Annotated in this window: 10 protein-coding genes; 1 reads left to right on the top strand and 9 read right to left on the bottom strand. The window is 30.3% G+C overall.

Features of this window, described 5'->3' with window-relative positions; translation table 11 throughout:
* The first annotated feature begins 38 nt into the window (after positions 1-38).
* A complete protein-coding gene (locus tag CSUB8523_RS04160; RefSeq protein WP_043019718.1) occupies positions 39-4214 on the top strand; it encodes an autotransporter domain protein in 4176 nt (1391 codons plus the stop codon).
* 12 nt (positions 4215-4226) lie between these two features.
* On the opposite strand, the gene CSUB8523_RS04155 is transcribed toward CSUB8523_RS04160, so the two are convergent.
* The 9 genes from CSUB8523_RS04155 to CSUB8523_RS04115 form a co-directional block, all read right to left on the bottom strand.
* Entirely contained in the window at positions 4227-5462 is a 1236-nt protein-coding gene (locus CSUB8523_RS04155; RefSeq protein WP_043019717.1) for an MFS transporter, read from the bottom strand.
* A 2-nt stretch (positions 5463-5464) separates the two neighbouring features.
* Complete coding sequence (locus tag CSUB8523_RS04150; RefSeq protein ID WP_392389817.1) at positions 5465-6262, bottom strand: cysteine ABC transporter substrate-binding protein; 798 nt, start codon at positions 6260-6262, stop codon at positions 5465-5467.
* 106 nt (positions 6263-6368) lie between these two features.
* Complete coding sequence (locus CSUB8523_RS04145; protein ID WP_043019715.1) at positions 6369-7106, bottom strand: pathogenesis-associated glutamine ABC transporter, ATP-binding protein; 738 nt, start codon at positions 7104-7106, stop codon at positions 6369-6371.
* A 1-nt stretch (position 7107) separates the two neighbouring features.
* Entirely contained in the window at positions 7108-7767 is a 660-nt protein-coding gene (locus tag CSUB8523_RS04140; RefSeq protein ID WP_043019714.1) for an amino acid ABC transporter permease, read from the bottom strand.
* On the bottom strand, positions 7760-8407 hold the full coding sequence (locus tag CSUB8523_RS04135; protein ID WP_043019713.1) for an amino acid ABC transporter permease: 648 nt from the start codon (positions 8405-8407) through the stop codon (positions 7760-7762). The genes CSUB8523_RS04140 and CSUB8523_RS04135 overlap by 8 nt, the downstream gene beginning before the upstream one ends.
* 43 nt (positions 8408-8450) lie before the next feature.
* Positions 8451-9053, bottom strand: coding sequence for a nitrosative stress-response regulator, Crp/Fnr family (locus CSUB8523_RS04130; protein ID WP_039663502.1), 603 nt, complete (start codon positions 9051-9053; stop codon positions 8451-8453).
* Entirely contained in the window at positions 9046-10869 is a 1824-nt protein-coding gene (gene recG / locus CSUB8523_RS04125; RefSeq protein ID WP_043019712.1) for an ATP-dependent DNA helicase RecG, read from the bottom strand. The genes CSUB8523_RS04130 and recG overlap by 8 nt, the downstream gene beginning before the upstream one ends.
* Positions 10859-12079 carry a M16 family metallopeptidase gene (locus tag CSUB8523_RS04120; RefSeq protein ID WP_043019711.1) on the bottom strand — a complete coding sequence of 407 codons (1221 nt, stop codon included), beginning with the start codon at positions 12077-12079 and terminating at the stop codon, positions 10859-10861. Before CSUB8523_RS04120 ends, recG begins: the two co-directional genes overlap by 11 nt.
* A complete protein-coding gene (locus CSUB8523_RS04115) occupies positions 12079-13125 on the bottom strand; it encodes a dehypoxanthine futalosine cyclase (RefSeq protein WP_039663496.1) in 1047 nt (348 codons plus the stop codon). The genes CSUB8523_RS04120 and CSUB8523_RS04115 overlap by 1 nt, the downstream gene beginning before the upstream one ends.
* Between the last annotated feature and the right edge of the window lie 73 nt (positions 13126-13198).

Below are 13198 nucleotides of genomic sequence, written 5' to 3'. Positions count from 1 at the left end.
TTTAATTTAGTAATTTTAAAAAACTAAGGAATATTTACATGAAAAATTACAACATTTTATCAAAGCGTAAATCAGTTCTAATTTTGAGTATGGCATTGGTAAATAATATTTATGCAATTGATCTTTGCTTTGCAAACAGCATTATTGACATTAATCAAAAATGCACCTCTACTATAAAACCCGACAACAATCAAAAAATCATTATTGGGTTCAATGGAAGCATAGAAGTTGATAAACGCAACAGTGATGCTATCACCATTGACAAAAAAACTGGTGTTAGTATAGAAAATAACTCTAAAATACTCTCAAGTAACAAAAATGGTATCAGTATCAACAACAATTCTCATGTTACAAATATTGACAATAAATACGATAGTTTTATCATTGGAAGAAAAGATGGTATAGAAATTTCCAATGGTTCAACAGTAAATAATATCAACAACAATGGCACCATTAAAGGTGATAAAGAAGTGGCTATTGATATCACTCATAACTCAAAAGTTGACACCATTAACAACCATGGGTTAATCCATGGTGGTAAATACGGTATAGATGTTACTAATAATTCTAGCGTAGGTTCCATTAACAACCATGGCAATATAAAAGGCAAACACGCAGGTATAGAGGTACACAGCAACAGTACAGTTGATAACATTCATAATCATGGAAACATTCAAGCCATGAAAGGTATTAAGCTATATAGAGAAAATTCTCAAATAAATACTATCATCAACTATAAAAATGCAAACATTATCACAAATGAAGTAGGTATTGAACTACAAGAAAATACTAAAATTAATCATCTTAATAATCAAGGAAAAATACAAGGTGCAAATGGCATCAAAGTCTCCGATAAGTCTCAACTTGGAAGTTTGGTTAATTCAGGACAGATTATAGGAACAGGAGAGTATCAAGGTCCATGGTATGCTCACTCTGGCATTGAGGTATCTGGAAAAACAGCAAAAATAGATAGTATAATCAATCAAGCAAATGGTATTATAAAAGGAGCTAAAGGCGTATACATCCATGGTGGAAGTATTGATCAAATTAGCAATAATGGGATCATACAAGGAACAACAGAAGCAGGTATAGGCTTATATAGCGATTTTTACTACACTCACTCAAGTATCAATACCATTGACAATACAGGCGAAATTAGCTCTATAAAAAACAGTGCTATTGTCGTCAATACAGGTGCTAGTATAGATAATATCCATAACAAAGGAAATATTCACGGTGCTAAAGATGGTATAGAATTAAAGTTCAATAAAGATTCTACAAATAATCTTGAAACTAGTATAAAATCTATCCAAAATGAAAATCTTATCTATGGAAAAAACAACGGGATTAACATCGCAAGCAACGGCAATGGATCTGATAAATTTAATATCGAAAATATCATCAATAGTGGAAATATCATAGGCGAAAATGCCAATGGTATCTATCTTCAAAAAAGTAAAGATAAAAGCAAATCAACAGCGATCAAAGATATCACACTTAAGGGTAATTCACTCATCCAAGGTGGTCAAAATGGTATCAATAACGAATCAATCATAGGCGATAAAAATAACAAAAAAACTAGTATTGATCTACAAAGTGGTTCCATACAAGGCATAAAGCACTCTGGTATATTAAATAACGGTCAAATATATGGCAATATCTCTTTAGGTATCAATGCATCTATATTAGGTAAAAAATATGGTATTTTTAACAATAACCTAATTGATGGTAACATCTCCAACCAAGGTGTAATATCAGGAGAGCAATCTGGAATTTATAACAACTCTACTATCAATGGAAGTATTTTCAACTCAAACCAAGAAGCAATGATCTCTACAATACACAACAACAAAAAAGCCTCCTTAAAATCTATAGAAAATCAAGGCACAATCTACCTAGCATACAATGAAGGAACCATCAAAGGGCATATCAAAAACGATGGTTTTATAGATACAATTCATAATATAGGCTCTATCAAAGAAAACATTCAAAACAATGCAAAAATCACCAATATCATTAATGATGGCATAATCGAAAAAAATATCAATCTAGGTAAAAACTCTCACACGCAAAATATTATCAACAATGGAACTATTAAAGAAGGTATTTCTATACAAGAACAAGGCAATGTTAATTACTTAGCAAACACAGGATATGTCAAAGACATCACAAGCAAAGGAAACATCCAAGAATTTGTAAATACAGGCACGATTGAAAATGATTTTAACATTAATGGAAACATGATTTCTTTTGCAAATACAGGAAATATAAACTCTGTTGCAAGCAAAGGAAATACTAAAGACTTTACCAACACCGGTACGATTAAAAATGGTTTTAGTATTGATGGAGATATGAATACTCTTGTAAATAGTGGAAGCATTAAATCTATCACAAGCAAAGGAAACATCCAAGAATTTGTAAATACAGGCACGATTGAAAATGATTTTAACATTAATGGAAACATGATTTCTTTTGCAAATGCAGGAAATATAAACTCTGTTGTAAGTAAAGGAAATATCCAAGATTTTGTTAACACAGGTACGATTAAAAATGATTTTAGTATTGATGGAGATATGAATACTCTTGTAAATAGTGGAAGCATTAAATCTATCACAAGCAAAGGAAACATCCAAGAATTTGTAAATACAGGCACGATTTTAACAAGCATTAACAATGAGGGTGGAAGTATCAACATTACCAACCATGGCAATATCAAAGGTGGTATTATTAATAAAGAAGGCACAGTAAACATCAACAACTTCACCCCAACCCCAACAAATAGCCATAAAGGTTTTAATGGAAATTTAGGTAAAACCAATGGTTATCATATTCAAAACAAAAAAGGTGCAACTACCAATATCAAAGGTTGGTTTTTTGATGACACAGAGTATGCTACAAACGAAGAAAGAAAAGAAAACTCCATTATCGTTGATGGGGATATTAATGGAATTCATGTAGAAAAAGTTGTTGTCTCTACAACTAAAGTTAATGTGGTGTATGATTCTAACACCTTTGTTGCAGATAAAAATGGACAAGCCATAGGTGATAAAGTTAATAACGGGCAAGGTATTACCATTAATAACCTCGAAGACATTACAGGGCTTTTTGATTTTGTTCGCACTGGAGAAAAAGGACAATATAAAGTCAAGATAAACAATAATGAAACATCAGGTAAAACCTTAATAAAATCATCTATCTACTCTGCAAGATTAAGAGCGATCAATATCTCAAATATGCTAAAAGATATCAATGGTAAAACATTTGGAACAGATTTTAGCCAAGTAGATAATATGAATAACTCAAAACACAATGAAAGTTATGGCAATAACGCTGACTTGATCAACGAACTTGATCAAACTTTTCTAACACACAAAAACTACGATAGCGAGTATTTTACCTTTGCCATTCCTTATCATAGTTACTCAACCATCAACATAAGCCCAAGTCTAGGCGAAATCAAAAACCACACTAGCGGTATTTTAGCAGGGGTTCAAAAAAAATTATCAAGCGATGATGGCATACTAGGCGTATATCTTGGCTATGAAGGCGCAGATAGAGTTCAAAGTACACAAAGACTTAGTTTTGATGATACAACTTATTATGGTGGTTTAAACTATTATAATATTTTTGCACGAGATGGTATTAAAGAATTTTTTATAAGCGCTGGAACTAAATTTGACTACACTCAAATTGATATCGATAAAAAATACAAACTACTACCCGAATCAGCAAAATCAAACTCTAAATCATTTAGCTATGGTGGTGATATCAAAATAGGTGTTAACCTTTATGACACAGCAAACATTTCAATGCTTTCGCCGGAGATTGGTTTAAATTATCAAGGTATGAGCTTTAAAAATTTCTCTATAAGACATATCAATGGATTAAAAGAGCATTATTATGCATCACAAATTAATTTTTTAGATACCACTATGGCAGTAAAATGGCAAAAGCCATGGAGTGATAAAGTACGCTCAACTATTTCAGTAGGCGGCTTGATCAACCTTTATAATGATGCTGATAGCACTACTATACAACTAGCAGATTACAAAAACGAAGAAGACATTTCTACAGCAAAATGGTTTACCTACACCCAAGTTGGACTTTCTTATGCAATAGCAAACAATATCGACTTATCATTAAATTATGGTGGTGTTTTCAATACCAAAACAAGATCACATGCTGTTTATTTAAAAGCAGGTTTATGGTGGTAAAATCTTATAGTGCTACAAAGCACTATAAGATCTACTCTTTAAAATTTTAAAAACCAATACCATACTCACAAAACTTACTAGCATCACAAAAATCATATAAACAAACATATATTCTTTATAAATAGCATTGATCAATAAAGGTGTAACAAATCCAAACAATGCATATGAGATATTATATGCAAAAGAAAGTCCACTTGATCTTATTTCTACATTAAAAATTTGGGTCATAAAAATAGGGGCAAAACTTATAATACCTTGCGCAAAACAAGCTAATAAGTAAAAATATATAAAATTATCATTATAAAAACTAAATAAAAATCCAAATAACCCCAAGGCAACACTAAAAACTATACAAGTTTTAAAAGCACCAAAAATATCACTTAAAAAACCTTGCACCAAAGCGCCAAAAATCACAGCAATAATGGCAAGATTTTGATAATACAATGTAGTATTTTTACTTACATTTAATAAATCTTCAAAATACTGAGGCAGTATCATTAAAGTTGCCACCCCACTCGTCAATACAATAGTTTCAAGCATACAAACCAACATGCTTAACTTGTGAGTTTTTATCGCATTTTTAAGTGGGAATTTCAAAAGTGTTTTAGACTGTTTGAGTTTTTGAAATTCTGGAGTTTCACTTAGCTTATTTCTTAAAAATAAACTCAAAATTCCAAAAAATCCTCCAATAATAAAAGGAATTCTCCAAGCATAAACTTCTACCTCTTCTTGGGTAAAAAATTCATATACCATCAAAGTAGCTAAATTTCCAAGCAATAAACCTAAAGTTAAAGTCGCTGAAATAAAACCAAGAGCTAAGCCTATCCTTTTTTTACTTACAAACTCACTCACAAAAATCCATGCTCCACTTACTTCAGCACCAATGGCTAATCCCTGAGAAATTCGTATCGCAAAAAGACAAAAAGTAGTAAATAAACCTATGCTTTCATATGTCGGTAAAAACGCTAAAATAAAACTAGGTATCACCATCAAAAGCATGCTGATATAAAAAACATTTTTTCGACCTTTAGTATCTGCAAAATGTGCCATTATAACAGCTCCAAAAGGTCTAGCTAAGTATCCTGCTCCAAAAGCAATATAAGTATTCACTAAAGGCCAAAAGTCATCATTTTGAGGAAAGAAGATTTTTGCAAAAACACTTGCAAAGAAGATAAATAAAACAAAATCATAAAATTCTAAAATACCACCTAAAGAAGCATAGATGGTATTTTTAAAAGCTTTTTGCATTATTAAATTTTGCCACCTTCAATTACCACATCATCAGCTTTTATATCATCGCTAAAGAATGGCTTTAAAGTTTCATCATAAGCTTTGTGGAAAAATTGCTCATTTTGTAATTTTAAAATCAAATCATTGATAAATTTCAGCATAGCTTCATCGCCTTTTTTTACAGCAGGAGCTATAACATCATGATTTCCAAGTTCTTTAATCACTACTTCAAAATTTGGATTTTCTTTAGCCCAAGCAAAAAGCAATGCATTATCATGGCTTAATGCATCACCTCTTTTTCCAATTAAAGCTGCAAAAGTCTCTGTATTTTGATCAAATTTAATGGTTTTAATTTCTGGCATGTTTTTTGTAAAATACGCATCCGCTGTGGTGCCTTTATTGATGATTAAAGTTTTATTTTTTAAATCATCTACAGTTTTAATATCTGAATTTTTAGGAGCTACAACCCCAAGCGCTACTTTCATGTAAGGTAGTGCAAAATCAACCACAGCTTCTCTTTCTGGAGTTTTTGTAAAATTTGCTAAGATTAAATCTACTTTATTTGACTCTAAAAACTCAACCCTATTTGCTGCTTCAACCAAAACAAATTGCACTTTAGACTCATCTCCTAAAAGCTCTTTTGTAATGCGTTTAGCAAAATATACATCATAACCTTGATTTTTTCCTTGTGCATCTAGGTAACCAAATGGAGGTTTATCACCGAATACACCTATGCGGATCACACCTTGCTGTTTGATTTTTTCTATGGAATTTTCATTAGAGCTTGAATTTGAACATGCACTAAAAAAAAGTGTCATCAAAAATGATAAAAGAAAAATTTTTTTCATGTTTTATCCTTATGTTAAAAATTTAAATTTTTAAACCTTATATTATTTTTTTAAATAAATATTTAAAAAAATAATATCAACGATGAAAATCGAACAAATTGAGAAATTTTTTCGCACGATCTGTCTTTGGATTTTCAAAAAATTCCTTCGGATCTGAAATTTCGACTATCTTTCCCTCATCCATAAAAACTATCTTATCAGCAACCGCTCTTGCAAAACCCATTTCATGTGTAACTATAAGCATAGTCATACCATCTTTTGCTAAATTTAAAATCACATCTAAAACTTCACGCACAATTTCAGGGTCAAGCGCTGCTGTAACTTCATCAAAAAGCATGATTTCAGGATTCATACAAAGGCTTCTAACTATAGCTATACGCTGTTTTTGTCCACCACTTAACTCTTTAGGATAAGCTTTTAATTTATACAAAAGCCCTACTCTATCAAGCCAGTATCTAGCTTCTTCTAAAACCTCTTCTTTGTTTCTTTTTTGCACCTTTAAAGGCCCTAAAAGTATATTTTGTTCAACATTTAAATGATCAAAAAGCTCATAAGATTGAAATACCATACCTATTTTTTGGCGAATTTGAGTCCATTTTTTATAATTTTTATCAATTTTTTCATCATCTACCAAAATAGTCCCATCAGCCATTTCTTCTAGACCATTAATACATCTTAAAAGTGTAGATTTCCCACAACCACTTGGACCAAGTATCACCACTACTTCTTTTTGACTTACTTCTAAATTTATATCTTTTAAAACATGATGATTGTCATAGTATTTTTGTAAATTTTGTATTTTTAAAATGCTCATATTAGCTCCATTTTTTCTCTAAAAACTTTGAATACACCGATAAAGGATAACAAAGTATAAAATAAATCAATAAAATCAAACCATAAATCACAAAAGACGTGTGAGAATTTTGAAATAGATTAAGCTCGATCACTTGTTGACCCACCTTAATAAGCTCTATACCGCCAATTAGATAAATTACAGAAGTACTTTTAATAATTCTTGTAAAAAGATTAATACTCATTGGCAACAATCTTCTTAAAGATAAAGGTATAATGATAAAAAAATAAACTTCAAATTTATTAAAACCTAAGGAAAATCCTGATTCATACTGATGTTTTGGTATACTCGCTAAAGATGATCTAACTAAATCCATCATCTCAAACACACCCCAAATACTAAAAACAACAATACTTGAACCCAAAGCACTCAAATGCCATCCAAACCATTTTGCTAAACCAAAATGCACTATAAAAAGCCAAACAATCAAAGGCATAATACGCACAAACTCAAGCATAAAACGACAAAAAACATAAAGGATTTTATTTTTAGAATGCATTAAAATTCCAAAAAATACTCCTCCTATGAGTGAAATCAAAACACTAATTAACGAAAGCTCTAAAGCAACCTTTAAACCTTGTGCTAGTCTAAAAAAGGTATCTTGATTTAAAATTTCAAACATAGTTTAACCTTTTTTCTATGCGGTTTAACACCAAAGATAAAGGTAAAATCAAGATCAAATAACAAAGCACCAAAGCAAATAAAGCTTCATTGCTTTTATAATAAAGCCCTATAAGATCTTTAGCTACATACACTAAATCTGCTAAAGCGATAATACTTACAACCGATGTTTCTTTAAGTAAAAAAATGATATTTGCACTAATGCTTGACATGGCTATACCCAAAGCTTGAGGCATGATAACATAACAGAAATTTTGCCATTGGCTCAAACCCAAAGAAAGTCCTGATTCATACTGTTGTTTTTTTACCGCTTCCATACCCGCTCTTAAACTCTCGGCCATATAAGAACCACCTAAAAAACTAAGTCCTATCACAGCACAAACAAAAGAACTAAGACGTATCCCAAATTCAGGTAAGGCATAATATAAGAAGAAAAGCTGGATTAACAAAGGTGTATTTCTTGAAAATTCTATATAAAATTTACAAATTGCGTTTAAAAATGAAATTTTAAAATAACTTACTCCTACACAAAATAAACCTACCAAAAATGAAAAAAATACCCCGTAAATAGCAAGTTTTAATGTAAGCCAAGAAGCTTGTATAAACATGGGGCTAAACTTGACTAAAAAATCAAAATCCATAAAACCTTCCATACTTTAAATACAATATTGTAACAAATAAGACTTAAAAAGACTTAATTAAATTTTGCATTTTCTCTTTATTTAAAATTACTATTTTACCTTTATTTGTGCAAATAAGCTCATTTTGTTTTAATTCTTTCAAAAAACGTGACAAAGATTCTGGGGGCAAATTTAAAATCACAGCAATTTCTTTTTGTTTTAAATTTTGTAGTTTTTCTTCATTTTCTAGCAAAAAGCTGACTAATCTTGACTTTAAATCCAAAGATTTTTGTCGAATAAAATTTTCTAAAATTCGAATTTTATCAATTAAAGAAGTCAAAAGCAAAAAGCTAAATTCCCCATTTTCTAAACATAATTTTTTAAATTCATCAAAATCAAAAACGCAAATTTCACAATCTTGCTCACAAATAGCATTAGCTGGGTAATCAATACCTTCAAACACAGGCATTTCGGCTATAAAATTTACCGGAGTTAAAGTGTGAAGTGTTAACTCAAAGCCTTTTACATTAACTTTGTATATACGCACTTTTCCACTTAGTAAAATATAAATTTTATTTGCTTTTTCACCTTGAAAAAATAAAATATTCCCTTTGCTAAAATGTTTTTTCTTGCCTTTAGAAATTAAAATTTCAAAATGTTTATCCATTTTCTTTTTCCATGTTTTTTATACTTTCTTTTGCTTTTAAAACTAGCTCTTCATCATCTGCAAAGTCAAAAAATTTAAAATGATTGCCATGTTGCACTCTACCATCTAGTAAGTCCCCGCTTAGCCTGTTTTTTAAATCAAGCTCGGCTATTTTAAATCCATCTAAAGTTTTAGCAAATTCAAGCAAACGACTTGGAATTTCTTTTTGCTTAGTATATAAGTAACAAAAGCTCTCAAGCCCCACTCTACCAACCCTACCTCGAAGCTGATGTAATGTAGCAAGTCCTAATCTTTCAGCCCCAACTATTACAATCACACTAAGTCTTGGTAAAGAAATCCCCACTTCAACCACAGTCGTAGAAAGTAAAATCGTGCCCTTTTCTCTAAATTCTTGTAAAATTTGATCTTTATTTTTATCTTTACCATGGGTTATATAAACATTTTTATATTTGTTTATCCAGTATTCTTGTGCTTGTTCTAGTGATAAATAATCTATATTTTCACTTTCATTTATCAAAGGATAAATGATGATTGCTTGGTGATTTTTAGCAAGTTCGTCATCGATTTTTTTAAGCAAATATTTAAAATCCTTATCTTGTATACAAAAAGTCTTAATGTCTTTTTTAAAAGGCATTTGTTTGATAAAACTAAAATTTACAAGCTCACTTTGTATCATAGAAAGTGTTCTTGGTATAGGTGTAGCGGAAAATTGCACAATATGTGGAGCATATTGAGAGTTTTTGCTAAGCTCACTTATTTTTTGTCTTTGATTAGAGCCAAAGCGGTGTTGCTCATCTATCATAACTAAAACTGCTTCATAATCCTCTTGATGAATGAGTGCATGTGTACCTATGATAAAATGGGCTTGTTCTTTTAATTTTGTTAAATCTTTATCTTTTTTACCACCTTTTAAAAGCAATACATTAACAAAATCAGGCAAAAGCCTCTTAGCTTCATGATAAATTTGCTCTGCTAATATACTAGTTGGAGCCATTAAAATAGCCTTTTTTGGATACACAAGCAAACTCGCAGCAAGTATAACCAAAGTCTTACCACAACCCACATCGCCCATTACCACGCGCCTTTTAGCGACTTTATTTTGTAAGTCTTTTTTGATATCTTCTATCGCTAAAAGCTGATCATATGTAGGGCTAAATTCTAAACCTTTAAGCCAAGAGTTTATATCAAAAAGTTCTATCTCATAAGCATTTTGTGATATTTTTTTACCCTTTAAACGCCTTAGATGATTAAAAATTTCTATATATTTTAAGTCTTTAACTATGGTATTAAAATTTTCATAAAAAGTTAAATCATCATAATTATGTAAATTTAAAAGCAAATTAATATATTTTTGTTCTAAATTTAGTGCTTTTAAGTTGGCTTCATTGACATACTTTGAAATAAGTTTTTTTATGCTTTCATCTTTAATAGAGCTAATTTGATATTTAGGGACTATTTGACCTGTGTTTTTTACTATTTTTGGGTTTATAAACTGCCAAATTCCATTAAAAAAATTCATCTTTGCATGGATACAGACCAAAGCATTATGTTTAAAAATTTTAAAATGCCATTTATTGGGATGAAAAATCACTATATTTGCTTTTATGCCCCATTCTAAACATTCACAAAGCATGAAAAGTTGAGAGTGATGATTTTGCGTACTGATAATTTTTACATTTTGGGTGCAAAATGTATCTTTTGGAAACTTTGAAATTCTAAAATCATCAAATTTTTTAGGTAAAATCAAAGCCAAATCAATACAATTTTTAACCCCTAGAGCATGAAGTAGTTTTAAGTCCTTTTCTTCAACTTTCATTTTCTATACTTGCAAAACTCACTTTGGTGATTTCATTATGTACTTTGATAAAGTCATTTAACTCATCTAAAGTAGCGTTTTTAATCTTTTGCATTTCTTCTTTTAAATTTCCAAGTTTTAAGCCATGTAAATACTCATTTAGCATTATATCTAGTCTTTTAGCCAAGCTTTCATACCTTAAAGGCATAGAATCAACTAAAAATTGCTTAGCTAATTGAAATTCCTTTTCACTTACTCCATTTTGGACAAAGTTTTCAAAAACTTCCTTAACTAAAGTTTTAGCTTCATTAGAACTTTCATTTTTAGTTTGTAAATATCCAAAAACTCTACTATAATTTAAATTTATATCAAGCATTGTATACGCTGAATAAGCCAAACCTCTTTTTACACGAACCTCTTCCATCAATCGTGAACCAAAACCACCTTGACCCAAGATAAATAAAGCAAGTTTAGCTAAATACATTTTCTCATCATTAATTTGCATATTAAATGGAGAGCAAAAGTATATATAAGCTTGCTCGGTGCTTTTTTGCTCACTTACTTCTATACTCTCATCAATGAGTTTGTAACTTTTATTTTGATTTGGGATATTTCTTTTTAAAATTTGGCAAATTTTTTCTACTTTAATCTTTATTTCATCTTCTTTAATATCTCCGCCAAAAACAAATAAAGTATTATCAAGCACCAAATTTTCACCCATAAAATCTTGCAATTCTTTTAAGCTAATCTTTTCTATACTTTCTTTAGTTCCATCAAGACCACTAGCAAAAATTTCATCTTTAAAAACATTCTTATTTAAAAGTCTTTTTGCTTGATAATCATAATCAGTATTTAAACTTGCAAGTTCACCTAAGGCTAAAGTTTTTAATCTATGCAAAATTTTTTCCTCAAAACACACATTAAGCAATAATTCTTCTAATTTTTCCACAGCAAAATCAAAATGTTCTTTTAAGCATTTAATACTAATTTGAAAATGCTCAAAACTAGCCTTAGCATAAAGCTCTATAGCACGGTTTTCTAAGCTTTTAAAAAACTCATCATTACTTCCTTCATTTAATAATCTTGCAAGCATACTTGCACAACCTCTATTGTGTTTTTCTGCTATTTTTCCACTATTTTTAAAAATGAGCTTAAAAAATATTATAGGAAGCTCGTTTTCATACTCATATATTATGTCTATTTTAGTATCATTGCAGTCTAAATTTAACATCAAAACCTTTCTAAAATATTATAAGCAGTATCGCGTTTGGCAGGTAATTCTCCTATATCTTTTATAAGCTCTATCATCTGCTCTTGATTCATTCTATATTTTGCACCAGCTGCAGCCACGACATTTTCCTCCATCATAGTCGAACCTAGATCATTTGCCCCAAACTGCAAAGCAAGTTGACCTATTAAAGAGCCTTGTGTCACCCAAGAACTTTGTAAATTTTTAAAATTATCCAAATACAATCTTGCTAAGGCTAATAATCTTAGATACCTATTAGAACTTTGTTTGATAATTTCAGGATGTTTTTCAATCAAAGGTGTATTTTCACTTTGAAATGACCATAAAATAAAAGCTCTAAAGCCATTTGTTTTATCTTGTAAATTTCTTAAATGATCAAAATGCTCGATGATTTCCTCTTCGCTCTCAACCGTACCAAACATCATTGTAGCAGTACTTTTCATACCTATATTATGTGCACTCTCATGCACCCTAAGCCAAGTAGCTGTGTCGCATTTGTGTGGTGCTATAATATCTCTTACTCTATCACTTAATACTTCAGCACCCGCTCCAGGTATAGAAAAAAGCCCCTTAACTTGTAATCTTTTTAAAACATCTTCTATAGTAATTTTAGAAACTCTTGCTATATAAGCTATCTCTACCGCTGAAAACCCATGCACAGTGATAGAAGGATAATTATTTTTTATATAAGAAAGTAAATCTTCATACCATTCTATTTTAAGCTTTGGATGCACCCCGCCTTGAAATAAAATTTGAGTGCCTCCAATAGCTTGTAGTTCTTCTATTTTTTGTCCTATTTCTTCATATTTTAAAATATAAGAATCATCATCTTTTTCTTTTCTACAAAAAGCACAAAAAGCACAATCAATACAGCAAACATTCGTATAATTTATATTTCTATCTACTACGAAAGTAGTTATTTTCTCAGGATGTAGTTGTATTTTTTTCTCATAAGCCATTGCACCTAATTCATACAAAGGTGCATTTTGAAGCAAATTTAATGCTTCTTTTTTGCTTAATCTACTCATTTTCAAACCTTTTTTATAAAAAAACTATTATATCATTTAAATGTAAAATAATCTTAAAAACGATATAATCAAA

Origin of the sequence: Campylobacter subantarcticus LMG 24377 (assembly GCF_000816305.1) — a bacterium.
GTDB classification, from domain to species: Bacteria; Campylobacterota; Campylobacteria; order Campylobacterales; family Campylobacteraceae; genus Campylobacter_D; species Campylobacter_D subantarcticus.
The sequence above is the reverse complement of the archived record's forward strand: the minus strand, read 5'-3'. Positions and strand labels throughout refer to the sequence as shown.